Source organism: Rathayibacter iranicus NCPPB 2253 = VKM Ac-1602 (genome assembly GCF_003149025.1).
In the GTDB taxonomy this organism is placed as follows: domain Bacteria; phylum Actinomycetota; class Actinomycetes; order Actinomycetales; family Microbacteriaceae; genus Rathayibacter; species Rathayibacter iranicus.
On the sequence record NZ_QGDV01000010.1, the window covers coordinates 22,329 to 48,672 of the forward strand.

Genomic DNA, 26,344 nt, shown 5'->3' on the forward strand with positions numbered 1-26,344 from the left:
CCCGGTGTCATGGCGTGGCGCGCTCCGAGGGGAAGCTGACGCGCCGCGCCCAGTCACACGTTCGACGGCGAGCGGGATGACCTGCGGAAGGCGCTTCGCTACCCGTGCGGAGGAAATGCGAGCCTGGCATTCGACAATCGCATCTCAACACCGTGGAAGAAGGTCTACCCGCTACTAACAAGGCTCACTGCGCACCGGACCCCCGAGGGATTTCCGCTCCCACAGGGGTGACAGTCGGCGCACCTTCGTCCCTCCGCCTATCCTGGAGCGCGATGTCGAACTCCCGCGCCGAGGCCGCCTACTTGCGCTCGCTCGGCGCCTTCCGGACGCCGACCCTCGACCTGCTCCACGGGCGTTATGCCGCTTTCGTGGTCGCCGCTCTCTCGCTCGTGTTCACCGTCGACCGGCAGGTCGTCGCAGTCTCGGAGCTGCACGCCGAGGTCGGTGACATCCTTGATGAGCTGCGCGCCTCCGGCTATGACGAGGGGGAGCGGGCCCTGCCGACCGGGACTGCGCGTGAGGTCTGCCGGTACTGGGTCCGTGTCGGCTGGTTGGTGCCGCAGATCGAGGGCGACGCCGAGGTGTACCGTCTGAGCGCCCACGCCGTCAGCGCCCTCGAGATCACGGGGCGTACCGGCGGGGGCCGCACCCGCGTCTCGAACTCGCGCGTGCGCACGTTGCTGGAGGCGGTCGAGCGCCTGGCCGCGGACGTCGAGCCCGATCCGCAGGCCCGTTTGACGCGACTGCGCGCGGAACGGGCTCGCCTGGACGCGGAGATCGTCGCGCTCGAGGAGGGCGGCGACATCGAGCCCGCCGACGATGAGCGCCTGCTGGAAGAGGCGGAGAACGTCGTGCATCTAGCGCGCGAGTTGCCGGCCGACTTCGCGCGAGTGGCGGAGTCGATCACGGCGATGCAGCGGGACGTGGTCGCAGACCTCCGCCGCGACATCCGGCCCACGGGCGAGGTGCTGCGCGAGTACCTCGAGCGCGGTCAGCACGTGATGCAGTCCACGAGCGAGGGGCGCGCGTTTGCGGGAGCGCTGCGGCTTCTCGGTGACTCCGAGCGGATCGACGCGCTCACGGAGCAGTTGCACACGGTCCTCGTGCAGCCATTCTCGCGCCTGATGGATCCAGTCCAGCGCGCGGAGCTGAGCGCGATCGGTCGGCGGGTGGAGCTGGGCGTGCACGAGGTCCTTATCGCCCAGCGGCGCGCCTCCCACATCATCACCGGGCAGGTAAGGACTCACGATCCAGCCCGCGACCGGCACGTGGACGAGTTGTTGCGCGAGGTGATGGCGGGCCTGCAGGAGTGGACGGCCCCGGATGCGCCGGTCGTGCCGCTGCGGCACCTGCCCGTCGCCGGGATCGGACACCTCCGCCACACCCTGGGGGACGTCCGCCCGGCCGATGGACCTGCTCCGCTCACTCACGACGACAGCGGGGCGGAGTTCGTCGACGAGGACAGCCGTGCGTGGGGTGGGCCGCGCTACGCCGAGCTGGAGGCGTATGTCGCGGGGCTTGGACACGAATTCGACCTCGGTGCCGCCTTCGCCGCGGCGCCGGACGATATCCGCCGTCCCGTCGACCTGCTCGGCCTGCTTGAGATCGTGCACCGCACTGGCCTTCGCGAGGCCGACGGCTACTCCGTCGTGCGCGCCCGACGACCTGACGGGACAACGCGCCGCTTCGCCTTCAGCTCCGTTACCGCCCGGAAGGAAAAGGAGACCGAGGATGACTGAAGCTCCCGCGCCCGAGGGGTCGCCCGTCGATCCCTTCATCGCGCCCGTGGCGATGGAGGAGGACCCCGACCAGCTCTTCCCGGGCGACCGTGGCGTCCTCGACGCCGACGTGCGCCGCGTCCTGGTGCACGTGTTGCAGCGACGCTTCCTCCTCGCCGACCGGCACCGGGAGCAGTGGGCCGTGCTGGTGGAGCATCGGCAGCTGATCGAGTCACGGCTGAACGACGTGTTCGTCCGGCTGATCGTCGACCACGAGCGCGGGGTCGCGTACAAGCAGCAGGTGCGCTCCGACGAGGTTGATATGCCGGTGCTGTTGCGAGACGTGCCCTACACGCGAGCCGAGACGCTGGTGCTCGTGCATCTGCGCACGGTGCGCCAGCGGGAGTCTGCGGCGGGGGAGTCGTCGGCGCGAGTGGATATGTCGAGGAAGTCGAGCAGACCGTGCTGAGCTACTTTGCAGACGCGGAGCGGGACACGGCGCGCCGGCAGCGGATGGTGCGAAAGGCGCTGGAGCGCCTGGGCCGAGACGGCATTGTCGAGGAGGAGTCGGCGGGGCGATACCGGATCAGCCCTGTTGTGGAGATTGTGCTGAGCGCGCCGAAGCTGCGGGAACTGAGCGACTGGCTGCGCGAACGCGGTCGCGACGAGGTCGCTGATCCCTTCCAGGTCGCTGATCCCTTCGACTCCGCTGACTCGCTCGAACCCTCCGACGGCTCCGAGGCTCCCGACCAGGAGGACGACCCCCGATGACAATGCTCGAGACCCTCTTCGGACTCATCCCCGCCGCCTCGCGTGGGCAGCAGTGGCTCGCTGAGGACCTTCAACTGGTCAACTGGGGCGGCTACGACGGTGCCCACCGGGTGCGCTTCTCGCCCGGTGCGACGCTGCTCTGCGGTGGCTCGGGCTCCGGCAAGTCGACCCTGATGGACGCCTACATCGCCCTGATGATGCCGCACACGACGCCGTTCAACGGCGCTTCGAACGGTGGAGTGACGGGGCGGCCGCGCGGCGAGGACCAGCGGAACATCCTCTCCTACGCCCGCGGCAAGCTCGACGAGTCGCGCACGGAAGAGGGAACGGCCATGCGCGTTCTCCGCGGCGAGGGTTCCGACACCTGGACCGCCGTCGCGATGACCTGGGTCGATCACGACGGCTCGCGCTTCAGCGCCCTCCGCGGTTGGTATGTGCCCGCTGGAGCGCGCGTGCTTGAGGAGACGGTGCGCGTCCGCGCGACGTCCGAAGACGCGATCGACCTCGGCTCGCTGCAGGAGGCCGCTGCGCACCGACTCTCGGACGCGTCGCTGCGCGCGGCGGGCCTGGATCCGCTGGCCACTGATCGTGAGTTCTCATCGCGCCTCCACGCGGTGCTCGGCATCGGCGCGGCGGGTGCAGGCTCGAAGGCGATGAGCCTGCTCGCACGCATTCAGGCGGGCCAACAGATCACCACCGTCGACGACCTCTACAAGCGGCTCGTGCTGGAGGAGCCCGAAACGCTCGCCTCTGCCGACGCGGTCGTGGCGCACTTCGATGAGCTGGAAAGCACACGGCTCCGGATGCTCACCGCCAGGCAGCAGGTCGCGGCGCTCGAACCGCTGCGCGGGCTCCGCCTGCGCATGGCGGCTTCGGCGGAGCGCGTACGTCTGATCGACGCGCTCGGCGATTTTGGCGCCTCCCACTCCCCGGCCGCGCTCTGGCGAGCGGAGCAGCGGCTCGGCCTGCTGCGCGACGTTGAGGCCGAACTCCGGGCCCGTACGCAGGCGGTCGATGTTCTGCTGCGCGAGAAACGCGCGCTCGCCGAGGCGGCGGAGACGGAACGTGACGGGCTCGCCGAGGTTCTGCGGGTCCGGGGCGGGGACCGGCTCGAGACGGCGCAGCGCGAGCTCCGTGACGTCGAGCGACGCCTGGCAATGGTGCGCGACAACCGAGCGCGGCTGGACGAAGATCTGCGGGCGCTCGGCGTGACGGAGACCACGCGGGAGCAGTTCGAGGCGATCGTGGCGCGTGCCACCGACAGCACGGGGATTGCGGAGGCGAGGCGCGACACCCGCGCGGCCTGGTCCGACGCGGTGGCCGAGCGCACGGCCGCGGCTCGCGACCTCGCCGGGCTCGAAGCGGAGGAGCGCGCCGCCTCCGAGCGCCGCGACAGTATTCCGTGGCCTTTGCACGAGGCGCGCGAGCGGATCGCGGTGGCGGCGGGACTCAGCACCGACGATCTGCCCTTCGTCGGCGAGCTGATCGATGTTCGCGCTGAATTCGAGCCGTGGCGGGAGGCGTTCACACTCGCCCTCGGCGGATTCGCCACGACGCTGATGATCGACGTTGCCCACCTGGACCGCTTCCGCGTGGCAATCGACGCGGTTCGACTCCCCGTCCGACTCCGTTATGAGGGCGTGCACAGCGGGCTGGAGGAGGTGCGCGCCGTCGATCCGATGACCCTGCCCGGGCGCCTGGACTACCGCGTGACCCCCTTTACCGGCTGGCTGCAGGACCGCCTCGTTAACCGGTTCGGCTTCGTCTGCGTCGACCGGGCGGACGAGCTGAGTCGGCACAGGCTCGCGCTGACTCTCGCCGGCCAGCTCTCGCAGGGGCAGCGCGGCGCGCACGGAGGGCATGGCACAGCGAACGTCCTCGGCTTCTCGAATTCCCGGCGCTTGAGCGAACTCGGCGTTGTGGTCGAGACGGCACGCGCTCGCAGCGACAACGCGATCACGAGGGCGCAGGCTGCGGAGGAGGCGCTTGACGCGCTCGATGACCGACTGACCCGCTTCGCCCGCGTAGCTCGCATCACGTGGGATCAGGTGGACGTCGAGTCGCTGCTCGCCGAGCAGGAGCGGTGGAGCGCTGTGGGCATCGAGGTGGCGGCCGCCACTCCCGAGGTCGCCGGCCTGCAGGAGCAGATCGTCGAACTGCGCGCGCGCATCGAACGCCTGCGGCAGGACAGTGCGCGTGCCGGCGTCGAGCGCGATCGCATCGAGGCGGAGTGGGCGAAGGTCGTCGATGACGTGGACGCGAGCCAGGCGACGCTCGACGCGGCACAGCGCGCCGAGCGCGAGCTCGATGACGACCAGCGCGCGTTCCTCGACGCGCGCTTCACGCTGAGCGACGCCGCGGCGTCCGGAAGCGCGAAGGACGTGCTGGTGCGCTTTGACGCGGCCCTGGCGACGGCGGCTCAGCGCCTTGAGGAGGACCGTCGATCGGCGGCGGACGCGCACGCCGAGCAGCGCGACAGCGTTGGTCGGATCATGGCCGGGTTCCTCGAGCGCTGGCCGAACCCCAACCTCCTCGCCGACCCCGACGCCTCCGCTAGCGACTTCGAACGCCTGCTTGACGCGCTCGAGACGAGCGGTCTGCACCGGCTCGAGAGCGAGTGGCGTGACAGCTTGCTCACTCTCTCCGGCAATGACCTCACCAGCTTCGACTCCACCCTCGGCCGTTCGCTTCGCGAGATTCGGGAACGGATCGAGCCGATCAACGTGATCCTGCAGGACTTGCCCTTCTCTGACGACGCTCACCGTCTCCAGATCACAACCCGCGAGAACCAATCGGAGGTGCGTCGACGCTTCCGCCGCGAACTCCGCACCGTGCGCGAGCAGATCCAAGCGGTGTCGACGGAGGAGGAGCGCGAGCAGGTCTACCGGCGCATGTCGCGGCTCATCCAGCGCCTGCGACGCACCGCGCCCGACTTCGGCGATCTCGTCGACGTGCGCAACCACGTCCGCGTCAGCGCCGAGCGCGTCGATGCCCTCACCCGCGAGCACGTCGCGCTCTATGACCACATCGGCGAGAAGTCGGGTGGGGAGTCGCAGGAGCTGATTGCATTCATCGTGGGAGCCGCGCTGCGCTACCAGCTCGGCGACGCCGGGGCCGACCGCCCCCGCTACGCGCCGGTGTTCCTGGACGAGGCGCTGATCAAGGCGGACGCACACTTCACCAAGCGCGCCATCGGCGCCTGGCGGGGACTGGGCTTCCAGCTCGTGATCGGCGCCCCGAACGACAAGTACAGCGCCATCGAGCCGCATGTCGAGGTGGAGTACGACATCCTCAAGGACACCCGCGGCCGCTCGTGGGCGCGGCCGAAGGTGGGGCTGGCGGAGTGAGCCCTATCGCCCGATCTTCGCGTGGCTGCGCGAGTAGGTGAAGTAGATCGCGAAGCCGACCAGCAGCCAGATCAGGAAGCGCAGCCACGTCTCGACGGACAGGTTGAGCATCAGGTAGATGCAGATCAGCGCCGAGAGCAGCGGCAGCCACGGGTTCAAGGGGACTCGGAAGCCGCGCTGGAGATCCGGACGCGTGCGGCGGAGGACGACGACGCCGATCGAGACCAGCACGAAGGCCGAGAGTGTGCCGATATTGACCATTTCCTCCAGCACCCCGATCGGAGTGAGCCCAGCGAGCAGGGCGACGATGACCGTCACGATGACCGAGGTGAACCACGGCGTGCGCAAGCGCGGATGCACCGCGGCCAGGCGCTGGGGGAGGAGGCCGTCGCGGGCCATCGCGAAGATGATGCGCGTCGCTCCGATCAGCAGCGTCAGGACGACAGTGGTGAGACCGGCAACCGCACCCGCCGAGATGACCGTCGCCATCCAGGTCTCCCCGTGGTACGAGAAGGCGTTGGCCAGGGCGGCCGAGGGGTCGAGTTTGTCGTAGGGGACCATGCCGGTCACCACGAGGGCGACGGCACAGTACAGGACCGTGCAGATAATGAGGGAGGCGATGATGCCGATCGGCAGGTCGCGCTGAGGGCGGCGGGTCTCCTCCGCCGTGGTCGCCACGACGTCGAAGCCGATGTACGCGAAGAAGACGAGCGATGCGCCGGCAATGATGCCGCCGACTCCAAAAGTCGCCGGCTCGATGCCCGAGAAGAATTGCAGGAGCGGTTGAGTGAGGCCGGACGCCGACTGTGACGGTGCAGCCGCGGGGATGAAGGGCGAGTAGTTCGCGGTGTCGACGAACTGGAGGCCGGCGATGATGACGAACAGGACGATGAAGAGCTTGATCGCGACGAGCACGAGATTGACGCGCAGCGACTCCTTGATGCCGACCGTCATCAGTGCGCCGAGCGCAAGCACCAGCAGGATCGCCGGCACGTCGATCGCTCCGCCATACGAGAACGCGGGTGGCAGGACAATGCCCAGCTGATCCAGCAGCGAGCCGAGGTAGGCGCTCCAGCCCTGAGCAACGACGCTCGCGCCAAGAAAAAGTTCGAGGATTAAGTCCCAGCCGATGATCCACGCCACGAGCTCGCCGAGCGAGGCGTAGGAGAAGGTGTAGGCGGATCCGGAGACGGGCACCGTGGAGGCGAACTCGGCGTAGCACATCGCGGCGAGGGCGCAGGCGAAGGCGGCCACCACGAAGCTCAGCACGATCGCGGGTCCGGCGATGTCGTGCGCGGCGCGACCGGTGAGGGTGAAGATTCCGGCGCCGATCACGACTCCAACACCGAAGACGGTGAGGTCAAGAGCGGTCAGCGACTTCTTGAGCCGATACTCCGGCTCCTCGGTATCAGCGATAGATTGCTCGACGGATTTGGTACGCAGGACGCTCACGGGCGCTCTCTCTGTCGGCGGCGGGGAATGGGCGGGGAGGCCACTTCGGAAGGATAGTGGGACGGGACTGCCCGCCGGCGCCGATCGCGCGCGGCGGTGCCCGCGAGTACCCTCCCTGGCTATGAGCAGGATTTTCACCACGGCCTTCGCAGACGTGTATCCGCACTACGTGGCGAAGGCGGAGCGGAAGGGCCGCACGCGGGCCGAGGTCGATGAGGCGGTGTGTTGGCTCACCGGATTCGACGAGGCTCAGCTTCGAGGGCACCTTGACGAGCGGACCACGATCGAGAACTTCTTTGCGGTGGCGCGACTGCATCCGCACGCCTCGGCGATTACGGGAGTGGTCTGTGGTGTGCGGGTGGAAACGATCGAGGACCCGCTGATGCAGAAGATCCGGTACCTGGACAAGCTGATCGACGAAATCGCTCACGGGCGGAAGATGGCGACGGTACTCCGGGCGGCTCCCGCGGCGGTGTGACGGCATTGCGCCGGTGCGAGGCTCAGGGGCTCCTCCACAAGCGCGGATCCGCCCGAGCTCTCCACTGATCGCGCTTCATCCTCCTGCGCGTCGAGCAGGGAGAGGAGAGTCCCGGACATGACATCGACTCAGAGCATCACCACCCACTCGTCCGCCTCTCGCCGTCGGCGCGACCCCGAGGTCGTGCGCGCAAGCGAACTCCAGGACCTCCTCGCCGCTGTCCCCGCCATGATCGGCATCCAGCCGGCGGAGTCCCTGATCGTCGTGCCGTTCCTTGGCACGCGTGCCGGCGGCGGCTTCCGCATCCCACTTCCCGAGCGCCTGCGCCGAGCGGAGGTGGAGGCACTCGCGCGAGGCTGCACGACCATGATGGAGACGATGCCGCGCGCGACCGCGGCGCTGGTCGTGGTTTACACCCGCGCGAGTTACGCCGAGTCGAGGGGCATCCCTTTGCTCGACCTCGGGCGTGCGGTACTTCGCCGACTCGAGCGCACTCAGCTCGGCATTGTGGCTGTGGCGTGCGTAGCGGGCGACGGCTGGGGGCGCTACACCGAGCCGTCGGAGTGCCGCCAGCCGCGTCCGCTCCTCGAGATCGAAGGGAGCGAGACCGGAGTGCTCTCGAGGGCGGTCGCTGACGAGCCGCTGGATCTCGCTGCACTGGCCGCACCGCCCGCGGTCGACGAAGCCGACCGCGCGATTGTGGCCCAGGTCCTCACTCGGCCTTTCCTGATGCCGGACACCGTGGCGCTGGTTGAACGCTGGCTCAACGGGCCGCAGGACGCTCGCCGGGAGGGCCTGATCATTCGGATCCTGCAATCTCCGCCGCTGCGCGATTTGGTCACTCTGCAGATCGCCCGCGGGGCCGAGCTCGGTGCGGAGCAGATGCTGCGGCAGAGACGGCTCGACGCCATGAGCGCGGCGACGGGCGAGAGCGTGGCAGATATCGTTGGGCGGGAGTATCTGGCCGGGTCAAGCGATCAGCACGATCTCGAGACGTCGATGGTGATGCTCGGAACCGGGCCGGCTCCTGACCGCGACCGCTTGGTGCTGGCGACCGGCTTGCTTTCTCGCGCCGCGGCACTCGCCCCGGATCAGGCTCGGTCACCGGTGCTCACCGTTCTCGCGTGGTGTTGGTGGGCGAGGGGAGTGTCGAGCCTCGCCGGACTCCACCTCGACGAGGCACGAACGCTCGACCCCGCGAACTCGATGGCCCAGTTGTACTCGTCCGTGTTCGAGGCTCGGCCGCTACCGGAGTGGGTGCTTGACGCTGCCGCCGAAGCACTTGCCGCAACAGGCGCCTGAAATGACGAGCGTTCTGGCGGAGGGCCGAGCTGTGCGCGCCTCTTGTAATGACCTGCGGCGCTCCTTATCGTATAACCACATGGTTGTAGATCAGAATGCAGAGATCGACCTGCTCTTTCGAGCGTTGGCCGACGGCACGCGGCGTGACATCGTCGCCCGTGTGCTCGCCGGTGAGCAGTCCGTCTCCGCGCTGGCCGCCCACTACCAGATGTCGTTCGCGGCAGTGCAGAAGCATGTGGGTGTCCTCGAGCGGGCGACCCTGGTGCGCAAGAGGCGACGCGGACGGGAGCGTCTGGTGCAGGGCGAGGTGGCCGCAGTACGGCGCGCGTCACACCTGCTGGAGGCGTACGAGCAACTGTGGGTCGCGAGGGTCGGGCGAATGTCCGAGCTCCTCGTCGAGGAAGAACGAGCGTCCGGAAGCCAACCGGTGTCCGGAGACCGAGAAGAGGAAGACGCACAATGACCGTGCTGGAGTCCGTCAAGGACGTCGAAAAACTGACCCTGACCATCACTGCCGAGTTCGAGTCGGGCGCAGACCGTGTCTGGCTCCTCTGGACCGACCCGCGGAAACTTGAGCGGTGGTGGGGACCGCCGACGTGGCCCGCCACCTTTGAGCGGCACGAGCCCGTCGAGGGCGGTCGGAGCAACTACGCGATGACCGGGCCCGACGGCGAGCAGGCCCGAGGCTGGTGGCGGGTAACCCTGGTGGACGAGCCGACGCGCTTCGAGTTCGAGGATGGCTTCGCCGATGAGCACGGTGAGCCGATCGACGCGATGGGGGTCACCCGCGCCGCCGTCACCCTCAACGAGATCGCTCCGGGCCGCACGCGGATGACGATCCGGAGCAATTTTGATTCGCTCGAGCAACTCGAACAGATGGTTCTGATGGGGATGGAGGAGGGCATGCGCCAGGCCATCGGCCAGATCGACGCGATCCTGCTCGAGGGCTGAGCCGGTGGGCCGGGCAGCGGGCGCGCGACTCCTCGTCGGCACCGTCCGTGAGGGCGGCAGTGGAGGCGCGGACGAGTCGCTGGTACCGGAAAGGGCCGGCGCCAGTGCCTCCAGCGCGGTGCGCAGCACCTCGTCCGCCCCACCCAGCGCTGGCTAGTCTGCCGAACCCCCGCCGTCCTGCACGTCGTCGTCCGCCGCGACGGCGCCCTCGACCGCAGCGCCGCGTCGGCCCATTTCGATCAGTGCCGTCGAGGCCGCAGCGCCGCCGACGAGGGCGACCAGCGCCCAGCCGGCTCCCCACTTCCGCTTGCCGATCAGTGCGTCGAACGAGAGCGCCCCGGGGCCGTCGGCGACGATCGCGGCCACGGCGGCGACCAGTACGCCGTTGTACTCCCAGCCGCCACCCGCGTTCCAGAGACCGTTGCTCCAATGCACCTTGCGCACCGCGGTCACCATCGTCGCGACCAGGCCGGCAGCGGCGAGCGGAGTCGCGGCACCGAGTGCGAGGGCGGCTCCTCCGGCCGTCTCGGTGGCGGCCGCGGCGACAGCGTTTCGACGTGCCGGATGCAGCTCGAGGCTCGTCATCATCTGCTCTGTGCCGTCGAGGCCGGGGCCACCAAACGAGCCCCGCAGCTTCTGCAGGCCGTGACCGACGAAAAGCCCGCCAACAGCGAGACGGAGAATGAGCGAGCCGATCTTCATAGTGACCTCCGAGTGGGTAGAAACGTGTGATGCGAGGCTCGCGGGTCGACAGTCCCTCGGTCAAGGGGTCGCGCGGCGGCGTCAGAGGAGGGTGTAGGCGGAGGCGTCCATCATCACGGTTCCGTCGGTGCACACCTGCAGTTCGGCGGGCGCGCGGACCGCACCGTCCGTGGCATCCAGAACCTCGGCGACCAGATAGGCGGAGGTGCCGACCGGGCAGTCGTACGCGCCGGGGGAGTGCCAGGCGACTCGGACATCCGCTCGCGCACCAGGCAGGAGATCGACCGGCTCGTCAGGGTTCGGACCGGAGGCGCCGGCGACCGCGCTGATCCGAGTGCCGTCGGCATCGGTGGCGTAGACACCGGGGATGCCGGCGAGTTCGCACGCGACCGGCCCGGCGTTGGTCAGCACCAGGTCGAACGCGCTGCTGCCGACGCCGGATGCTTCGGGGTCGGCCCGATACTCCATCGTCAGGTCGGATCCCTGGCAGCGCCTCGACGACGTGGCGGGTGAGGTCGCGGGCGCGCGCGAGGCGGGTGCCTCGGGAGCGGCCGTCACTGTCACCGTGACCGTCGGCGTCGGGAGTGGGCTCCCGACCGTGGTACCGCCGCTTCCCGCGCAGCCGCCGAGGAGGAGGACCAGTGCTGCTGCCGCCAGCGCCGGGGCGGCCATCCGATGCGAAAACGTGGTCATCTGCGCAGTCTGGCACCGCTGCCGGCGGACGGGGCGAAGGATCAGCAATCGCTGTCCCCCTGCGGGAACATGCTGTCCAGACGGCCGCACCGGCCGTCCTCTTTAGAGGCGCACGACCATCTTGCCGGTGTTGCCCCCGCGCATCATCGAGAGGAACGCGTCGACCGCGTGGTCGATGCCATCCACGACCGTCTCGTCGTAGGCGATCCGCCCGTCCGCGAACCAGCCGGCCATCAGCCGGTTGAATTCCGGAGCGTGCTCGACGTAGCCCGAGAGCGTAAAACCGCGCAGAGTGAGCCCGCGCGTGATGATGGTCGACATGTTGTCGGGGCCCGGTGTCTTCTCGGTGCTGTTGTAGCCCGCGATCGCGCCGCAGAGCGCCGCGCGCCCGCCGTCGCGGAAGGCATCGAGAGCCGCCTCGAGGTGGTCGCCGCCGACGTTGTCGAAGTAGACGTCGATCCCGTCGGGCGCGGCCTCGGCCAGCTGCTCGCGCACGGGGGCCGAGTGGTAGTCGAACGCGGCGTCGTAGCCGTATTTGTCCGTCAGCAGTGCGACCTTCTCGGCCGAGCCCGCGGATCCGATCACCCGCTTCGCGCCGAGCAGGCGCGCGATCTGGCCGGCCGCCGAGCCGACCGCTCCTGCGGCGCCCGAGACGAAGACGGTGTCGCCCTCCTCCATCCCGGCGATCGCCGTCAGGCCGACGTAGGCGGTGAGGCCGGTCATTCCGAGGATGCCGAGGCGGAGTGAGAGCGGGACACCGGGCGTTTCGGGGACGACGCGAAACTGCGACGACTCCGCCTGCGCGATGTCGCGCCAGCCGAGCTGATGCAGGACCGCGCTGCCGACGGGGAACGCCGGGTCGTCTGATCTGATGACCCGGCCGACGGCGCCGCCGGTCATGGTCTCGCCGAGGGCGAAGGGCGGGGTGTAGCTCTTCACGTCGTTCATCCGGCCGCGCATGTACGGGTCGACAGAAAGGAACGCGTTCTCGACGCGGATTTCGCCGGCGGCGGGGTCGCCGTACTCGACGGTGATCCTGCGGAAGTCCTCGGCGACGGGCCAGCCATCGGGGCGGCGGACGAGTTGGATCTGGGTGCTGGTGACGGAGGTCATGGAGCCTTTCGGAGTGGGACGGAGCGGAGTCAGAGCGCGAGGCCGACGGCGAGGACGATGACCGCGAGGAGCCCTGGTGTCATCTGGGTCAGCGCGGCGCGGCGCTTGGTGGGCGCGGAAAGGAGGAGGACCAGCGCGGCGGCGACCATCGATCCGGCACCCGCGAACACGAGCGCAGCACCGACTGCCGTGGCTCCGCTCGCTGTAGCGATGATGCCCACCGCGATGAGGATCGCGAGGAAGAGGTTGTAGAACCCCTGGTTGAAGGCCAGCTCCTTCGTTGCCTCGGCCTCGCCCGCCGTGGTGCCAAAGGTTGATCGCGCGCGGGGGGTCGTCCAGAGGAGCGACTCGAGCACGAAAATATAGACGTGCAGCGCCGCGGCGAGAGCGGCGAGCACCAGTCCGAGAACGATCATGGCGGGGCCTCCAGGCGAGGTGTGCGGCGCGGACGGCCCGGGCCGATTGTGTATTGCTCGGTACACAATATACTGGTCCGGGCGGGTCGCGCCAGCGCGGCATGACAGTCAGCATCGAGGAGGCGCCGTGGGTCGCACGCAGAGCTTCGATACCGAGCAGGTCGTCCGTGCCGCGCGCGCCGTGTTCTGGGAAAACGGGTTCGAGGAGGCGTCCCTCCCTGCCCTCGAAGCGGCAACCGGGTTGGGCCGCTCCAGCCTCTACCACGCCTTCGCCAGCAAGCGCGGGCTCTTCGATGCCGCCGTGCAGAGCTACCTCGACGAGGTGGTGCGGCCGCGGCTGGTGCCCCTCGTCACTCCCTCCGGAGCGTCGCCATCGGCCCTTGAGGACTACTTCACGGGGTTGCGCGCGGCGCTCGCCGACGCGCAGACCTTTTCGGCTCGCAGCGGCTGTCTCCTCCTCAACGCCGCGGGCGCGCCGATCGCACGCGACGAGGCGGTGCGCGAGGTGATCGCCGACTATCGTGCGGAGTTGCTGCGCGCGCTGCGGGCAGGTGCGCTCGCGCGCTGGCCGCAGTCGCCCGAGTGGGCATCCGGGCAGGCCGATGTCCTGGTCTCGCTGGTGGTGGCCGCGCTCGTGCTGGCGCGCGTCGACCCGGCACAGTCACTCGCGACCGTGGACGCGGCGCTCGCGCTGGTGTGCGCCGCCGCCCCCTGAGTCGCCAGCGTCCGCGCATACCGCGGCGGATGTCCGTGCGCACGTTGCGTTTCCGCTGCGGGCGTGCGCGTGGGCGTCGAGCGTGCGCCGCGGCCACCCGCCGGAGACGACGGACGTCCCGGTGCCGCGTCCGGACGGACCGGTCAGCGTCGCAGGGGTCCGCGTCAGTCGGTGCCGGCGTCGAACGCGGCGCCCTCGGAGGCGAGGTCCGTCGCCCTGCCGAGCGCGTCGGCGGCTGCCGAGCCGCCGCCCTCCGTGATCGCGTCGGCCTCGCCGATCTCGAGTTCGCCGACCAGCTCGGCGGTGGGCCCGCCGACAAGTCCGGACGCGGCGTACTGCTCGAGGCGCGAGCGGGAGTCGGCGATGTCCAGGTTGCGCATCGTGAGCTGACCGATGCGATCCTCCGGGCCGAACGCGGCGTCGCCGACGCGCTCCATCGAGAGCTTGTCAGGGTGGTAGCTCAGTGCGGGGCCGGTGGTGTCGAGAATCGTATAGTCATCGCCGCGGCGCAGGCGCAGGGTGACCTCGCCGGACACGGCGGAGCCGACCCAGCGCTGGATGGACTCGCGCAGCATCAGCGACTGCGGGTCGAGCCAGCGTCCCTCGTACATCAGGCGCCCAAGGCGGCGACCCTCGGAGTGGTATTGGGCGACGGTGTCCTCGTTGTGGATCGCGTTGAGCAGGCGCTCATAGGCGATGTGCAGGAGCGCCATGCCCGGTGCCTCATAGATGCCGCGGCTCTTCGCCTCGATGATGCGGTTCTCGATCTGGTCCGAGACGCCGAGTCCGTGGCGGCCGCCGATCGCGTTCGCCTCGAGCGCGAGCGCAACCGCATCCGAAAACTCTGCGCCGTTGAGCGCGACCGGGCGACCGGCCTCGAAGCGCACCGACACGACTTCGGAGGCAATCTCAACCTCGTCGCGCCACGACGCGACTCCCATGATCGGCTCGACGAGCTCGAGCCCACTCGAGAGTTCTTCGAGGCGCTTCGCCTCGTGGGTGGCGCCCCAGATGTTCGCGTCGGTCGAGTACGCCTTCTCGGTGGCGTCGCGGTAGGGGAAGCCGCGCGCGACCAGCCACTGGGACATTTCGGTGCGGCCGCCCAGCTCGTTGACGAACTGCACGTCGAGCCACGGCTTATAGATGCGGAGGCGCGGATTCGCGAGCAGGCCGTAGCGGTAGAAGCGCTCGATGTCGTTGCCCTTGTAGGTGGAGCCGTCGCCCCAGATGTCGACGCCGTCCTCGCGCATGGCGCGTACCAGGAGCGTGCCGGTGACCGCGCGGCCGAGGGGAGTGGTATTGAAGTAGGTCTTGCCGCCCGAGCGGATGTGGAAGGCCCCGCACTGCAAGGCGACGAGTCCCTCCTCCACCAGTGCGCTCTTCGCGTCGACCAGGCGCGAGATCTCGGCGCCGTACTGGGCAGCGCGAGACGGAACACTCTGAATGTCGGGCTCGTCGTATTGGCCGATGTCGGCCGTGTAGGTGCAGGGCACGGCGCCCTTCTCGCGCATCCAGGCGACGGCGACGGATGTGTCGAGGCCTCCCGAGAATGCGATTCCGACACGCTCGCCCACGGGCAGACTGCTCAACACTTTCGACATGGCTCCGATTTTAGGAGACGCGCGGACCCGTTCCGTGCCGCCCCGCTTCCGAGCGGGGCGGAGCGGCGCCCGGGAGAGTGGAGTCGAGCCGGACGGGACCTGCTGTCCCGTCAATTCGCGCCGTCGTTCTGCCAGGAGGAGGATCGCGCCAGGCCTACGCCTTCGACGATTCCACGCCACACCAGGCACAAAGTGGCTACGACCGACTCAGCGAAATGACGCGAAACGACGGGATACGGCACGGGTTACGTAGCGTCTCCGCGCTGGAGTGCTGGACGGTCGATGCGTGCACATGCAAGGCTCCGCTCGCCGCTCACTGACGAGCGGTTCCGCCGACACCGCTTCGTGAAAGGGCCACCAGTGCCACAGCCCGCCACCCGCCGCTTGGCAGCGATCACCCTCGCCTGCCTCCTCGCCTCCGGAGGGGTGGCCGCTCTCGCGCCCGTCGCCTCCGCTCTGCCCGCTGCCGTCTCGGACTCTCCGACGTCCGCGTTCGTGCCGGGCACCTCCTCCTCCGCGCCGACCGCCCAGGCGCGCGGCGCACAGACCTACACCAATGCACTTGTCGCCGGCGAATATCTCGTCGCCGGCGAGGGCATCGTCTCCGCGAACGGCTCCTCGAGCTTCGAAATGCAGAACGACGGCAACGCCGTGATCTATGACTCGAGCGGGCGCGCTGTCTGGGATACCCGAACCCAGGGCGTCGGCTCTTATCTCCAGATGCAGAGTGACGGCAACCTCGTCGTCTACTCCGCCGACGGCGCGCCGGTCTGGAGCTCCAGGACGGAAGGCACGATCGGTGCGGTGGCTCTGATCCAGGACGACGGGCGGCTCGTGATCCTCCGCTCGGACTCCTCGACTGCCTGGAGTTCCGAAATCGAGCAGCCGGCGATTCAGGATGCGCTGACCGGTGGCCGATCGCTTTCGACCGGCCAGCAGCTCACCTCTTCGGATGGCCGCTCGCGTGCGGCGCTGCAGGGCGACGGCAACTTCGTCGTCTACACCGACGGCGTCGCGCGCTGGAACTCCCTGACCTTCGGACCGGGCAATCGCCTCGACATGCAGTCCGATGGCAACGCCGTGATCTACGGGTCTGCGGCGGGCGCTCGCTGGGCCACAAACACCTCGGGCAACCCGGGGGCGCGGATGGTCATGCAGAACGACGGCAACCTGGTCGTCTACGCAGCCTCGGGTCGACCGCTGTGGGCGAGCAATCCTGCGCCCGCGCCGGCCACCACCGACGTCCTGGTGGGCGGCAGCGATCTGCGCCGGGGCCAGCAACTGACCTCGTCCGACGGCGCCTCCCGCGCTGTGATGCAGGGTGACGGCAACGTCGCGGTGTATTCGCGCGGGGGAGTCCGATGGGGTGCCGGTACGCAGGGCGAGGGCGACCGTCTCGCGATGCAGAGCGACGGCAACGCGGTGATCTACGCCGGCAACGGGCGTGCACTGTGGGCGTCGGGCACGGGCGGCAACGGCGGCGCCCGGATGGTCATGCAGAACGACGGCAACCTGGTGATCTACTCCGCCTCGGGCCGCGCGCTCTGGGCAAGTGACACCCCGCCTGCCCCTCCTGCGCCGGTCATGAGCGACACCCTGTATGCGGGCAACCGTCTCACTGCCGACCAGCGGCTACGGTCGAGCGATGGAGGCAGCGAAGCGGTCATGCAGGGCGATGGAAACTTCGCTGTCTACTCGCGCGGTAGCGTCCGCTGGAGCGCAGGCACGTCCGGAGGCGGCAACCGTCTCGAGATGCAGTCCGATGGCAACGCGGTGATCTACGGGTCGTCCGGAGCGCGCTGGCAGTCGGGCACGGGCGGCAATCCGGGCGCGCGGATGGTGATGCAGAACGACGGCAACCTGGTGATTTACTCCACCTCGGGCCGCGCGCTGTGGTCGAGCGTGCAGCCTGCGGCACCGGCACCGCCGCAGCGACCAGCCGACCGGGACTGCAAAGACTTTCCGAGCCAGGTGGCGGCGCAGAACTTCCTCGAGTTCTGGGCGCAATGGTACGGCGACTTTGCGCGCCTCGATGCGAACAACAACGGAGTCGCTTGCGAGGACAACCGCTACTGAGTTCGTCATCACGAGTTAAGGCCCGTCTCCTCATCCCGAGGAGGCGGGCCTTAACCGTCGTCCCCATTCCTATGCGGCGTTGCCGTCATGCCATGCTCGGCCTCAGACAGACGCGCGTACTCCGGCCGCCGGCAGCAGCACCGTGTCGATGAGCGAGATCAGATAGTCGCGGTTCACCGGCTCGCGCAGCAGCAGCACGCGGTAGGCGATCATCGAGGGCGTGATCAGCGCCAATTGCTCGACGTCGATCTCGGCCGAAATCTCGCCGCGGGCGATGGCGCGATTCAGGAGGAAGCGGTTCGCCCGCGCGCGCGGCTCCACGATCACTGTGCGAACCGAGTCGGCCAGCTCGGGCGCTTTCGAAATCATCGCGACCACGCCGGACATGATGCGCAGCTTCCGCTCGGCGTCCTCGATCGTGTGCGGCTTGATCAGCGCGACCAGATCGCCCCGCAGCGAACCGGTGTCGGGGAGTGAGTTCTCGGACAGATCCGCGCCTTTGAGGCAGGCGAGCGCCTCGAGGACGAGTTCGGCCTTCGACTCCCAGCGCCGATACACCGTGGCCTTGCCTGCCTTGGCGCGGGCGGCGACCATGTCGATGGTCATGCCCTCATAGCCGGTGTCGGCGAGCACGTCGAGGGCGGCTGTCAGAATCTCGCCGTCGCGGTTCGGGTCGCGGCGGCGGCCTGGGCGGGCGACCTCGCAGTCGGCGGGGGGAGTGGGCGGCGTCATTGCGGCTGCTCCTGTCTGTCGCGGGTGAGGGACGGTCGATCCGTCCCTGTGTGAACACCATGCTAATTGAAGAACTGCGCAGTTCCGAAACTGCGGCGTCTCGTATATCGTCGCTCGCATGACGCAGACTTCTTCGCAGCCGGTGACCGCCACTCCGGCGTCCCCCAACCGCCGCTGGTGGACCCTCGTGGCCGTCGGCCTGGCCCAGCTCATGGTCGTTCTCGACTCGACCGTCGTGAATATCGCGCTGCCCGCCGCTCAGGCCGACCTCGGCTTTTCCGATGGTGACCGCCAGTGGGTCGTGACCGCCTACTCCCTCGCCTTCGCCAGCCTCCTCTTGCTCGGCGGACGCCTCTCCGACCTGATCGGCCGCAAGCGCACCTTCGTGATCGGCCTCATCGGCTTCGCCATCGCCTCAGCCCTCGGAGGAGCGGCTCCCAACTTCGAACTGCTCATCGCCGCTCGCGCGCTCCAGGGCGTGTTCGGTGCGCTGCTCGCTCCGACGGCGCTCGCTGTGCTGACCACGACCTTCACCGTCCCGAAGGAGCGCGCCCGCGCATTCGGCGTCTTCGGCGCCATCGCCGGTGCAGGAGGAGCCGTCGGCCTGCTCCTCGGTGGCGTGCTCACCGAAAACTTCGACTGGCGCTGGAATCTCTACATTAACGTCATCATCGCGATCGTCGCGGTGATCGGCGCCGTCATCTTCGTGCCGCCGATCGAGCGCACTGGCCCGCGCCCGAAGCTCGACGTACCGGGCACCCTGCTCGTCTCGGCCGCACTCTTCGGCCTCGTCTTTGGCTTTGCGAACGCCGAGACCGACGGCTGGAATTCGCCTCTCACCTGGGGACCGCTGGTGGCCGCTGTCGTCCTGCTCGCCGCCTTCGTCGTCCGCCAGCGCACCGCCGACCACCCCCTCTTGCCCCTGCAGATCGTGCTCGACCGTGACCGCGGCGCCGCCTACCTCTCGGTGCTCATCGCCGGAGCGAGCATGTTCGGAATCTTCCTGTTCGTCACCTATTACTTGCAGGTTTCGCTCGGCTACTCACCGATACAGACGGGACTCTCCTTCCTCCCAATGATCGGGATGCTCGTGCTCGCCGCGCAGCTCGGGACCAACCTGCTGCTGCCGCGCCTCGGCCCGAAGATCATGGTCCCCTCGGGCATGGTGCTCGGCGTTATCGGGATGCTGCTGCTCACGCGCCTCGACCTTGGCAGCGACTACGCGGCCGATGTGCTGCCGGCGCTGATGGTGCTCGGTTTCGCGATGGGCACGATCATGCCCGGGTCGATGCAGACCGCCACTCGTGGAGTCGATATGCAGTTCGCCGGAGTCGCCTCCGCGATGGTCAACACCAGCCAGCAGGTCGGCGGCTCGATTGGTACGGCACTGCTGAACACCCTCGCCGCGACCGCTGTGACGGACTACCTCGCGTCGCACGCTCCCGTCACGGCGACGATCGCGGCGGAGGCCGCGGTGCAGAGTTACGCCGTCGCGTACGGCTGGGGCGCGGGCTTCTTCGCGGTTGGCGCGGTCCTTGCGGTGCTGCTGTTCCGTCGTCGCTCGGCCGCAGTTGCGGTTCCCGCGTCCGCGGAACCCGTGTCCTCGGAGCCTGTGCTCGCCCACTGACCGGTCACCACTGTCCACAAGTTGTCGCACTCGGCACTCGAGTGCGACAACTTGTGGCTTCTCGACGTGGCCGCGCACCTCCGCGCATCTCCACGCGTCGATGGCTGTCCAAAAGTTGTCGCAGTCGGTACGCGAGTGCGACAACTTCTGGACTGTGGCGGCGGTCGCGGCCGCCGCAGTGGCAGTGTCAGCGCAGGCGGGAGTGCTCGCCGAGGTGGTGCCAGGTGCGGTTGTGGTAGACGAGCGGAGTCGTTGCCTCGGAGTCATCCGGCACGTGCGCCTCGATGGCGTGCACGGCGACGATGGTCGACGCGCCCGCCTCCATGCGGTTGATGACCGTGCCGCGAATCCACGCGGACGCCCCCAGGAAATACGGCTCGCCCGTCGGCAGTCGCGACCAGAGGGACGTGTCGGCGAAGCGATCCACTCCGCTTGTCGAGCCGAGTCGCGCGAGATCGAGCTGACTCGCACCGAGCAGGTGCACGACGAGTGTCTCGGACGCCTGGATCGCGGCGGAACTCGAGGACGTGGATGACAGAGAGAACACGAAGAGCGGAGGCTCGGCGCTCACCGAGAAAACGGAGGTCGCGGTCAGCGCGACCGGACCCGTGCCCGGATCGGCGGTAATCAGCGCGACCCCGGCCGCGTGGTTGCGGAAGGCGAATTTGAACTCCTCCGGGGAGAGGCCCGCGAAGGCGTGGTGCTCCGGTTCGTTGCCTTCCGATTCGGCGTTCGGGGTGGCGAGGTTCTCACGGCTCATCGGAGCTCCTGATCGTTCGAGGGAGCGGCACGGGGCGTGGCCCTGCGTCGCACCGCTGGGCGGCCCCTCCAGCCTGACGCACCAGAAGCCGGAGGGTGCCCCCGTTTCGCCGAATGACGTGTGATGCGCAGGTGCGATGTGCAGGTACTACGGCCGCGAGAACGATTTCTTGCCCGCCACGCCAGAGCGACGGTCGACATCCCCTGCAGATCGCACACGTCCCTGCAGATCGCACACGTCCCTGCACATCGCCACGAGAAGCGCCCCCAGCGCAAGCCGTCGCGCCCCAGAGCCCGGCGTGTGCACACTCGGGAGTATGGCTCACCGTCCCCGCGCCTCCTCCGCGCACCCCGAGAGCAAAACCTGTGCCTCCTGCGGCCGCGAGATCGAGTGGCGCGCGAAGTGGGCGCGCGACTGGGACGACGTGCGCTATTGCTCTGACGCGTGCCGGCGTCGTGGGGTCGGGCCGGAGGAGTCGCGCCTAGAAGACGAGATCCGCACCGTCTTGCTCGCCCGGGCCGTGTCCTCCACAGCGTGCCCGTCCGAGGTCGCGCGCAGGGTTGGTGGCGAGGAGTGGCGCCCACTGATGGAACCGGTCCGCCGCGCCGCCCGCCGCCTCGTCGACCGCGGTGAGATCGACATTGTCCAGGGCGGTCAGATCGTCGATCCCTCCCGCGCCAAGGGCCCGATCAGGCTGCGGCGACGCCCCGGCGGCCCCCTGTCGCCCACTGGTACCGCGGGCTAGCCTCAGCAGATGCCCAGCAGTGACGCCGTCGTCCTTACTGTCCCCGGACCGCACGGCGACCGGGAGGTGCGAATCTCGAGCCCGGGACGCGTGCTCTTCCCGGAGCCCGGAATCACGAAGCTCGAGGTCGCTGAGTACCTCGTCGCCGTCGGCGCGGCGTTTGGAGCGGCGAACGGTGGCCGCCCGGTGTCGCTCCAGCGCTTTTCGTCCGGGATCGATGGCGATCAGTTCTTCTCGAAGAACCCGCCGAAGGGTGCGCCGGAGTATGTGCGCTCGGTCCCTGTCACCTACCCGAGCGGACGGGCGCATCCGCAGCTGGTGATCGACGAGCCGGCCGCCGCCGTGTGGGCTGCGCAGATGAACACCGTCGTCTTCCATCCGTGGGCCTCCCGCGCCGACGCGTCCGATCTACCAGACCAGCTCCGGATCGACCTCGACCCGCAGCCGGGAACCGACGTCGCCGACGCGGTCGTCGCCGCGAATGCCCTCCGCGAAGTCCTTCAGGAGGCGGGCCTCGAGCCGTTCGTGAAGACCTCGGGCAATCGCGGGCTGCACGTCTTCGCGCCGATCGTCGCTGAGCACGAGTTCCTCGACGTGCGGCACGCCGTTATCGCCGCGGCCCGGGAACTGGAGCGGCGGATGCCCAACGAGGTCACGACAGCGTGGTGGAAGGAGGAGCGCGGTAAGCGGATCTTCGTCGACTTCAATCAAGCGAACCGCGACCGCACGATGGCAGGCGCCTATAGCCCCCGGCCGCTCTCGCATGCGCCCGTCTCGACTCCGCTGGAGTGGGACGAACTCGATGGCGTCGATCCGCGGCAGTTCACCGTTCGCTCGGTGCCGGCACGGCTCGCCGAGCGGGGCGACCCGTGGGCACGTATGCATGACTCCCCTGGACGCCTCGAGGTGCTGCTCAGGTGGTGGGAGCGGGATGTGGCTGGAGGACTGGGCGAGCTGCCCTTCCCGCCTGACTTCCCCAAGATGCCAGGCGAGCCGCCGCGCGTGCAGCCCAGTCGAGCCAAGAAGAGCTGACCGCCGGCTCAGCCCAGCACATCCCCGAGGTCGTATGCCGTGGGCTGCTCTAGCTGGTCCATCGTGCACGAGGCGGCCTCGCGGTCTGGCCGCCACCGCTCGAACTGGACGGTGTGCCGGAATCGGTCGCCCTCGCGCTGGTCGTAGCGCACCTCCAGCACCAACTCGGGACGGAGGCGCACGAAGGACGTGTCGCGACCGCCCGAAAACCGGCTCCGCTCGCCGTCGCCGCGCACCGGCTCACCTGCTTCGTCCCGCTCGACGGCGGGCGCGAGCTCGTCGAGCAGCTGCACCCGCCGCTCATCGCTGAAGGCGGAGGCGCCGCCGACCTGGTGCACTTTCCCATCGTCGCCGTGAAGCCCGAGCAGGATCGAGCCCACACCCACCTTGGCGGTGTGTTCCCGGTAGCCGATCGCGATCACGTCGGCCGTCCGGTGGTGCTTGACCTTGAGCATCGTGCGCTTGCCGGGCGAGTAGCGGGCAGCGAGCGGCTTGGCTATCACTCCGTCAAGCCCCGCGCCCTCGAATCGCTCGAGCCAGTCGCGGGCCAGCGCCTCATCGGCCGTGGTGCGCCCAAGGTGAAGCGGATGCGGCACGCCGGCCAGCAGCACAGCGAGCGCCTCACGACGCGCCGAATAGGGCTCCTCCAGGAGACTCCTGCCGTCGACGGCGAGCAGGTCGAACGCGACGAGCATCGCCGGACTGGACTCCGCCAGCAGTGCGACGCGGCTCGCGGCCGGGTGGATGCGCTGCGAGAGAAGGTCCCAGTCGAGCCGCTGCGCACCGGGCTCGCCGGTTGCCACGACGATCTCGCCGTCGAGCACGCAGCCGTCCGGGAGGAGCCGCAGGAACGCCTCGACCAGCTCGGGGAAGTATCGCGTCAACGGCTTCGAGCCGCGGCTCCCGATCTCGCACACGCCTTTTGCACGTGACACGATGGCGCGGAACCCGTCCCACTTGGGCTCGTAGGAGTAGCCGCCCGCGACCGCGTCCTGCTGAGGCACGGTCGGTACGGCCTTGGCGAGCATGGGAGCGAGGGGGAGCGCGAGGTCCATCCCCTGATCATCGCGGGCACAGGGAAGCGCCGCATCCCTTCGAATTTGCTGTAACGCCCTACCGTCCCTGTCCTTCGCAGCCGTCTCCGCGTTTCGCGGCGTAACGTTCGCGGTTATGAGCAACTCTTGGAAGCGCTGGACGCCCGTCGTCATCGTGCCCGCGGTCGTCGTCGCGGCCGCCGTCGCCCTCCCCCTCTCCGCAAGTGCCGCGGGAGACCTCCCCGAGAAGTCCGCCGCGGACCTGCTCGCCTTCGTCGCCGAGAGCGAGCCGACCGCCTTCTCGGGCGACATCCAGCAGACGTCCGCGCTCGGCCTGCCCGACCTCTCCGCGCTCGGCGGATCCACGGGCGCGGCCGGCGGCGATGCCTCCGGTGCCGACGCCCTCGTCGAACTGGCCACCGCCTCGCACCAGGCGCGGGCGTACGTCGATCCTGCGCAGGGCGCCCGACTTCAGATTCTCGACCGCCTCGCCGAGCGCGATGTGATCGCGTCGAAAGCCGACGGAGTCTGGATCTACGACTCGAGCGCGAAGACGGCGACCCACGTCGGTGCGTCCGAAGTCGGTGCCGAGCAGGGCCACCCCGGCGATCAGGTGGTCACCCCGTCCTCCGCCGCCGAACAGCTGCTGGCAGCTGTCGACCCGACCACCAGCGTCGCGGTCGGCTCCGACGTCCGCGTCGCTGGGCGCGACGCCTACGAACTCGTGCTCACCCCGCGTGACAGCGGCACCCTCGTGGGTTCCGTGACCGTCTCGGTCGATGGTCAGACCGGCCTTCCCCTCGGAGTCGCCGTGACCGCCCGCGGAGGCACCGCTCCCGCGTTCAGCGTGGCCTACACGAGCATCGACTTCTCCACTCCCGACTCCAAGCTCTTCTCGTTCACGCCCCCTGCCGGCGCCGAGGTGACCGAGGAGGTCGCGCCCGAGCACGGCGCGGCCGATGCTCCGTCCGCCCACAGTGACGACTCACCGGCACCGAGCGCCGAAGACGTCAGCACGACCGGCACCGGCTGGGGCACCATCGTCCAACTACCCGCGGGCGACACGGAGGCGGCGGGTTCGCTCGATGCGATCACCACGCCCACCGAGGGTGGACGGGTCGTCTCCTCCGCACTCCTGACCGTGCTCGTGACCGACGACGGACGCGTCCTCGCCGGCGCGGTGCCGGTCGAGGCCCTGCGCGCTGCGGCCGACGCTCGGTGACTGTGGACGAACTCGCGGTCGAGACCCGCGGCCTGACCAAGCGCTTCGGGCGCCAGGAGGCCGTCTCGGGTCTCGACCTCGCTGTCCCGCGCGGAGCGGTCTTCGGCTTCCTCGGCCCTAACGGCTCGGGCAAGACCACGACTATCAGGATGCTGCTGGCGCTGGCCGCGCCGACCGAGGGCAGCATCACGGTCCTCGGCTCGGCGATGCCGCGACGCTCCGCGGATGTCCTCCCGCGGGTGGGCGCACTCGTCGAAGGGCCCGGCTTCTACCCGTTCCTCTCCGCTGCCGCCAACCTCCGCCGCTTCGACGCCGCGGAGCCGGGCACCTCCTCCCGCACTCGCAGCGCCCGGGCGGAGGAGGCACTGGCGCGCGTCGGTCTCTCCGCCGCCGCACGCAAGAAGGTCGGCTCCTATTCCCTCGGGATGAAACAGCGGCTCGGCATCGCCGTGGCGCTCCTCTCTCCCCGCGATCTGATCGTTCTGGACGAGCCGACGAATGGCCTCGATCCTCAGGGCACGCGCGAGGTGCGTGCTCTGGTGCGCGGGCTCAATGAGGACGGCACGACCGTTCTGGTATCCAGCCACCTCCTCGCCGAGATCGAGCAGCTCTGCACTCATGCTGCGATCATGCGGACGGGTCGTCTGGTAGCGCAGGGCGGGCTCGACGAACTGCGCGGCGATGCCGCCTCTGTCGAATTGCTCACGCCTGACCGCGAGCGTGCCGTCGTCGCCCTGCGCGCCCGGGGACTCGAGCCGCGGACAGCGCCGGGAGCGCATCCCGTTGATCCGCCGCTCGTCATCGCGGCGCTGCCGCCCGGACTCGCCGCCGAGGCGCTGGTCGCGGCACTCGTCGAGGCCGACGTGCGCGTGCGCGGTTTCTCGGTGCGCCGTCCTTCTCTCGAGGAGCGCTTCGTCGAGCTGACCGGGGAGGGCTTCCATGTCGAGAGTTGATGCCACCGAGCGACGGGGGACGGGAGTCGGCTCGCTGCTCGTGTCGGAACTCGCCCTGCTCTTCCGCCGCCGCCGAACGTGGGCACTGCTCGCGGCGCTCGCCGCGATCCCGGTCCTGTTGGCCGTTGCCGTGCGGCTCTCGGGCGAGGGCGACGGCCCCTCCTTCGTGGGAGCGATCGCCGGTAACGGGCTGTTTACGGGTCTCGCCGCGATCACCGTCGCGGTGCCGCTTTTTCTGCCTCTCACGGTCGGAGTCGTCGCGGGCGACGCGATCGCGGGGGAGGCCTCGCTCGGCACCCTGCGTTACCTCCTGGTGACCCCCGTTGGCCGGGTGCGACTACTCGCGGTCAAGTTCCTTGCCTCCCTTGCCTTCTGTCTTGCTGCGGCGTTGACGGTGATGGTCGCCGGGATCCTGATCGGCCTGGCACTCTTCCCGGCCGGGCCAGTGACCCTGCTCTCCGGAACCACGGTGCCGCTGGTGGACGCGATCGGGCGGGCACTCGCGATCGCGGTCTACGCGGCGCTCTCGCTGGTGGGGCTGGCCGCGATCGGCCTCTTCATCTCGACGCTCACCGATGTGCCCGTTGGTGCAATGGCCGCGACCGTCGTGGTGTCGATTGCCGCGCAGATCGTCGGATCGTTGTCGCAGCTCGCCGTTCTGCACCCGTTTTTATTGACCTCTCGCTGGTTCAACTTCGCCGACCTGCTGCGCGATCCGATCGCCTGGGGCTCCTTCGGCGAGAACGCCGTGCTACAGCTCGCCTACGTCGCCGTGTTCGGCTCCCTCGCGATCGCCCGCTTCACTACGCGCGACATCCTGTCCTGACCGGCCGGAACCACTCGGACGACACATCGAGGGCCGCCCTCCCAACGAGCGGGAAGGGCGGCCCTCGACGGATGGATC

General features: G+C 69.2%; 23 protein-coding genes and 1 pseudogene. 15 read left to right on the forward strand and 9 right to left on the reverse strand.

Annotation, left to right across the window (positions count from 1 at the left end):
* The first annotated feature begins 272 nt into the window (after nucleotides 1–272).
* The 3 genes and pseudogenes from B0H03_RS10965 (at nucleotide 273) to B0H03_RS10975 (ending at nucleotide 5,836) form a co-directional block, all read left to right on the forward strand.
* Nucleotides 273–1,739, forward strand: coding sequence for a DUF3375 domain-containing protein (locus B0H03_RS10965; protein WP_104264025.1), 1,467 nt, complete (start codon nucleotides 273–275; stop codon nucleotides 1,737–1,739).
* Between the two features lie 52 nt (nucleotides 1,740–1,791).
* Nucleotides 1,792–2,489: pseudogene (locus tag B0H03_RS17640) on the forward strand (DUF4194 domain-containing protein).
* Nucleotides 2,486–5,836 carry an ATP-binding protein gene (locus B0H03_RS10975; RefSeq protein ID WP_104264027.1) on the forward strand — a complete coding sequence of 1,117 codons (3,351 nt, stop codon included), beginning with the start codon at nucleotides 2,486–2,488 and terminating at the stop codon, nucleotides 5,834–5,836. The pseudogene B0H03_RS17640 and the gene B0H03_RS10975 overlap by 4 nt, the downstream one beginning before the upstream one ends.
* Nucleotides 5,837–5,839: 3 nt before the next feature.
* Here B0H03_RS10975 and B0H03_RS10980 read toward each other — a convergent pair whose 3' ends face one another.
* Nucleotides 5,840–7,288, reverse strand: a complete 1,449-nt coding sequence (locus tag B0H03_RS10980) for an amino acid permease (RefSeq protein ID WP_104264028.1) — start codon at nucleotides 7,286–7,288, stop codon at nucleotides 5,840–5,842.
* Nucleotides 7,289–7,409: 121 nt separating this feature from the next.
* On the opposite strand from B0H03_RS10980, the gene B0H03_RS10985 reads away from it, so the two are divergent.
* The 4 genes from B0H03_RS10985 to B0H03_RS11000 all read left to right on the forward strand — a co-directional run bounded on the left by B0H03_RS10985 (nucleotide 7,410) and on the right by B0H03_RS11000 (nucleotide 10,019).
* A complete protein-coding gene (locus B0H03_RS10985; RefSeq protein WP_104264029.1) occupies nucleotides 7,410–7,766 on the forward strand; it encodes a DUF2200 domain-containing protein in 357 nt (118 codons plus the stop codon).
* 117 nt (nucleotides 7,767–7,883) lie between these two features.
* Nucleotides 7,884–9,068 carry a DUF4192 family protein gene (locus B0H03_RS10990; RefSeq protein WP_104264030.1) on the forward strand — a complete coding sequence of 395 codons (1,185 nt, stop codon included), beginning with the start codon at nucleotides 7,884–7,886 and terminating at the stop codon, nucleotides 9,066–9,068.
* Nucleotides 9,069–9,147: 79 nt separating this feature from the next.
* On the forward strand, nucleotides 9,148–9,531 hold the full coding sequence (locus B0H03_RS10995; protein ID WP_104264031.1) for an ArsR/SmtB family transcription factor: 384 nt from the start codon (nucleotides 9,148–9,150) through the stop codon (nucleotides 9,529–9,531).
* Nucleotides 9,528–10,019 (forward strand): SRPBCC family protein, encoded by a 492-nt coding sequence (locus tag B0H03_RS11000; RefSeq protein ID WP_104264032.1) that lies wholly within the window; start codon nucleotides 9,528–9,530, stop codon nucleotides 10,017–10,019. Before B0H03_RS10995 ends, B0H03_RS11000 begins: the two co-directional genes overlap by 4 nt.
* Nucleotides 10,020–10,172: 153 nt before the next feature.
* Here B0H03_RS11000 and B0H03_RS11005 read toward each other — a convergent pair whose 3' ends face one another.
* From B0H03_RS11005 to B0H03_RS11020, 4 genes are all read right to left on the reverse strand, one after another.
* Nucleotides 10,173–10,721, reverse strand: coding sequence for a DoxX family protein (locus B0H03_RS11005; RefSeq protein ID WP_104353965.1), 549 nt, complete (start codon nucleotides 10,719–10,721; stop codon nucleotides 10,173–10,175).
* Nucleotides 10,722–10,802: 81 nt separating this feature from the next.
* Nucleotides 10,803–11,414, reverse strand: a complete 612-nt coding sequence (locus tag B0H03_RS11010; RefSeq protein ID WP_104264034.1) for a DUF4232 domain-containing protein — start codon at nucleotides 11,412–11,414, stop codon at nucleotides 10,803–10,805.
* Between the two features lie 102 nt (nucleotides 11,415–11,516).
* Nucleotides 11,517–12,527 (reverse strand): NADP-dependent oxidoreductase, encoded by a 1,011-nt coding sequence (locus B0H03_RS11015; RefSeq protein WP_104264035.1) that lies wholly within the window; start codon nucleotides 12,525–12,527, stop codon nucleotides 11,517–11,519.
* 29 nt (nucleotides 12,528–12,556) lie between these two features.
* Nucleotides 12,557–12,943, reverse strand: coding sequence for a DUF1304 domain-containing protein (locus tag B0H03_RS11020; protein ID WP_104264036.1), 387 nt, complete (start codon nucleotides 12,941–12,943; stop codon nucleotides 12,557–12,559).
* A 127-nt stretch (nucleotides 12,944–13,070) separates the two neighbouring features.
* Between B0H03_RS11020 and B0H03_RS11025 the strand changes: the two genes are divergently transcribed.
* On the forward strand, nucleotides 13,071–13,658 hold the full coding sequence (locus B0H03_RS11025) for a TetR/AcrR family transcriptional regulator (protein ID WP_104264037.1): 588 nt from the start codon (nucleotides 13,071–13,073) through the stop codon (nucleotides 13,656–13,658).
* Nucleotides 13,659–13,822: 164 nt separating this feature from the next.
* Here the strand turns inward: B0H03_RS11025 and argG are convergent, their stop codons facing one another.
* A complete protein-coding gene (argG, locus tag B0H03_RS11030) occupies nucleotides 13,823–15,259 on the reverse strand; it encodes an argininosuccinate synthase (protein WP_104264038.1) in 1,437 nt (478 codons plus the stop codon).
* A 360-nt stretch (nucleotides 15,260–15,619) separates the two neighbouring features.
* Here argG and B0H03_RS11035 point away from each other — a divergent pair, with 360 nt between their 5' ends.
* A complete protein-coding gene (locus tag B0H03_RS11035; RefSeq protein ID WP_160487312.1) occupies nucleotides 15,620–17,335 on the forward strand; it encodes an excalibur calcium-binding domain-containing protein in 1,716 nt (571 codons plus the stop codon).
* A 102-nt stretch (nucleotides 17,336–17,437) separates the two neighbouring features.
* On the opposite strand, the gene B0H03_RS11040 is transcribed toward B0H03_RS11035, so the two are convergent.
* Entirely contained in the window at nucleotides 17,438–18,067 is a 630-nt protein-coding gene (locus B0H03_RS11040; RefSeq protein ID WP_104264040.1) for a TetR/AcrR family transcriptional regulator, read from the reverse strand.
* Nucleotides 18,068–18,185: 118 nt separating this feature from the next.
* On the opposite strand from B0H03_RS11040, the gene B0H03_RS11045 reads away from it, so the two are divergent.
* Nucleotides 18,186–19,694, forward strand: coding sequence for an MFS transporter (locus B0H03_RS11045; RefSeq protein WP_104264041.1), 1,509 nt, complete (start codon nucleotides 18,186–18,188; stop codon nucleotides 19,692–19,694).
* Between the two features lie 187 nt (nucleotides 19,695–19,881).
* Here the strand turns inward: B0H03_RS11045 and B0H03_RS11050 are convergent, their stop codons facing one another.
* Nucleotides 19,882–20,454 (reverse strand): flavin reductase family protein, encoded by a 573-nt coding sequence (locus B0H03_RS11050; protein ID WP_104264042.1) that lies wholly within the window; start codon nucleotides 20,452–20,454, stop codon nucleotides 19,882–19,884.
* A gap of 316 nt (nucleotides 20,455–20,770) precedes the next feature.
* Here B0H03_RS11050 and B0H03_RS11055 point away from each other — a divergent pair, with 316 nt between their 5' ends.
* The gene (locus B0H03_RS11055; protein WP_104264043.1) at nucleotides 20,771–21,199 is read left to right on the forward strand and encodes a DUF2256 and DUF3253 domain-containing protein; all 429 of its coding nucleotides are present in this window, start codon (nucleotides 20,771–20,773) and stop codon (nucleotides 21,197–21,199) included.
* A 9-nt stretch (nucleotides 21,200–21,208) separates the two neighbouring features.
* Entirely contained in the window at nucleotides 21,209–22,231 is a 1,023-nt protein-coding gene (ligD, locus tag B0H03_RS11060; protein ID WP_181109289.1) for a non-homologous end-joining DNA ligase, read from the forward strand.
* Nucleotides 22,232–22,239: 8 nt separating this feature from the next.
* Here the strand turns inward: ligD and B0H03_RS11065 are convergent, their stop codons facing one another.
* On the reverse strand, nucleotides 22,240–23,286 hold the full coding sequence (locus tag B0H03_RS11065; RefSeq protein ID WP_104264044.1) for an ATP-dependent DNA ligase: 1,047 nt from the start codon (nucleotides 23,284–23,286) through the stop codon (nucleotides 22,240–22,242).
* A gap of 115 nt (nucleotides 23,287–23,401) precedes the next feature.
* On the opposite strand from B0H03_RS11065, the gene B0H03_RS11070 reads away from it, so the two are divergent.
* The 3 genes from B0H03_RS11070 to B0H03_RS11080 are packed head-to-tail and all read left to right on the forward strand — an operon-like array spanning nucleotide 23,402 to nucleotide 26,266.
* Complete coding sequence (locus B0H03_RS11070) at nucleotides 23,402–24,487, forward strand: LolA family protein (protein ID WP_104264045.1); 1,086 nt, start codon at nucleotides 23,402–23,404, stop codon at nucleotides 24,485–24,487.
* Between the two features lie 2 nt (nucleotides 24,488–24,489).
* Nucleotides 24,490–25,440 (forward strand): ABC transporter ATP-binding protein, encoded by a 951-nt coding sequence (locus B0H03_RS11075; RefSeq protein WP_241560376.1) that lies wholly within the window; start codon nucleotides 24,490–24,492, stop codon nucleotides 25,438–25,440.
* Nucleotides 25,427–26,266 carry an ABC transporter permease gene (locus tag B0H03_RS11080; RefSeq protein ID WP_104264047.1) on the forward strand — a complete coding sequence of 280 codons (840 nt, stop codon included), beginning with the start codon at nucleotides 25,427–25,429 and terminating at the stop codon, nucleotides 26,264–26,266. Before B0H03_RS11075 ends, B0H03_RS11080 begins: the two co-directional genes overlap by 14 nt.
* Nucleotides 26,267–26,344 lie beyond the last annotated feature (78 nt).

What these genes read in the sequence shown, in the direction of transcription:
- B0H03_RS10995 (WP_104264031.1), top strand. Translation starts at nt 9,148, where the DNA reads ATGGTTGTAGATCAGAATGCAGAGATCGACCTGCTCTTTCGAGCGTTG.
- B0H03_RS11065 (WP_104264044.1), bottom strand. Translation starts at nt 23,286, where the DNA reads ATGGACCTCGCGCTCCCCCTCGCTCCCATGCTCGCCAAGGCCGTACCG.
- B0H03_RS11005 (WP_104353965.1), bottom strand. Translation starts at nt 10,721, where the DNA reads ATGAAGATCGGCTCGCTCATTCTCCGTCTCGCTGTTGGCGGGCTTTTC.
- B0H03_RS11010 (WP_104264034.1), bottom strand. Translation starts at nt 11,414, where the DNA reads ATGACCACGTTTTCGCATCGGATGGCCGCCCCGGCGCTGGCGGCAGCA.
- B0H03_RS10985 (WP_104264029.1), top strand. Translation starts at nt 7,410, where the DNA reads ATGAGCAGGATTTTCACCACGGCCTTCGCAGACGTGTATCCGCACTAC.
- B0H03_RS11080 (WP_104264047.1), top strand. Translation starts at nt 25,427, where the DNA reads ATGTCGAGAGTTGATGCCACCGAGCGACGGGGGACGGGAGTCGGCTCG.
- B0H03_RS10965 (WP_104264025.1), top strand. Translation starts at nt 273, where the DNA reads ATGTCGAACTCCCGCGCCGAGGCCGCCTACTTGCGCTCGCTCGGCGCC.
- B0H03_RS11000 (WP_104264032.1), top strand. Translation starts at nt 9,528, where the DNA reads ATGACCGTGCTGGAGTCCGTCAAGGACGTCGAAAAACTGACCCTGACC.
- B0H03_RS11015 (WP_104264035.1), bottom strand. Translation starts at nt 12,527, where the DNA reads ATGACCTCCGTCACCAGCACCCAGATCCAACTCGTCCGCCGCCCCGAT.
- B0H03_RS11070 (WP_104264045.1), top strand. Translation starts at nt 23,402, where the DNA reads ATGAGCAACTCTTGGAAGCGCTGGACGCCCGTCGTCATCGTGCCCGCG.
- ligD (WP_181109289.1), top strand. Translation starts at nt 21,209, where the DNA reads ATGCCCAGCAGTGACGCCGTCGTCCTTACTGTCCCCGGACCGCACGGC.
- B0H03_RS11055 (WP_104264043.1), top strand. Translation starts at nt 20,771, where the DNA reads ATGGCTCACCGTCCCCGCGCCTCCTCCGCGCACCCCGAGAGCAAAACC.
- B0H03_RS11050 (WP_104264042.1), bottom strand. Translation starts at nt 20,454, where the DNA reads ATGAGCCGTGAGAACCTCGCCACCCCGAACGCCGAATCGGAAGGCAAC.
- B0H03_RS10975 (WP_104264027.1), top strand. Translation starts at nt 2,486, where the DNA reads ATGACAATGCTCGAGACCCTCTTCGGACTCATCCCCGCCGCCTCGCGT.
- B0H03_RS11020 (WP_104264036.1), bottom strand. Translation starts at nt 12,943, where the DNA reads ATGATCGTTCTCGGACTGGTGCTCGCCGCTCTCGCCGCGGCGCTGCAC.
- B0H03_RS10990 (WP_104264030.1), top strand. Translation starts at nt 7,884, where the DNA reads ATGACATCGACTCAGAGCATCACCACCCACTCGTCCGCCTCTCGCCGT.
- B0H03_RS11040 (WP_104264040.1), bottom strand. Translation starts at nt 18,067, where the DNA reads ATGACGCCGCCCACTCCCCCCGCCGACTGCGAGGTCGCCCGCCCAGGC.
- argG (WP_104264038.1), bottom strand. Translation starts at nt 15,259, where the DNA reads ATGTCGAAAGTGTTGAGCAGTCTGCCCGTGGGCGAGCGTGTCGGAATC.
- B0H03_RS11045 (WP_104264041.1), top strand. Translation starts at nt 18,186, where the DNA reads ATGACGCAGACTTCTTCGCAGCCGGTGACCGCCACTCCGGCGTCCCCC.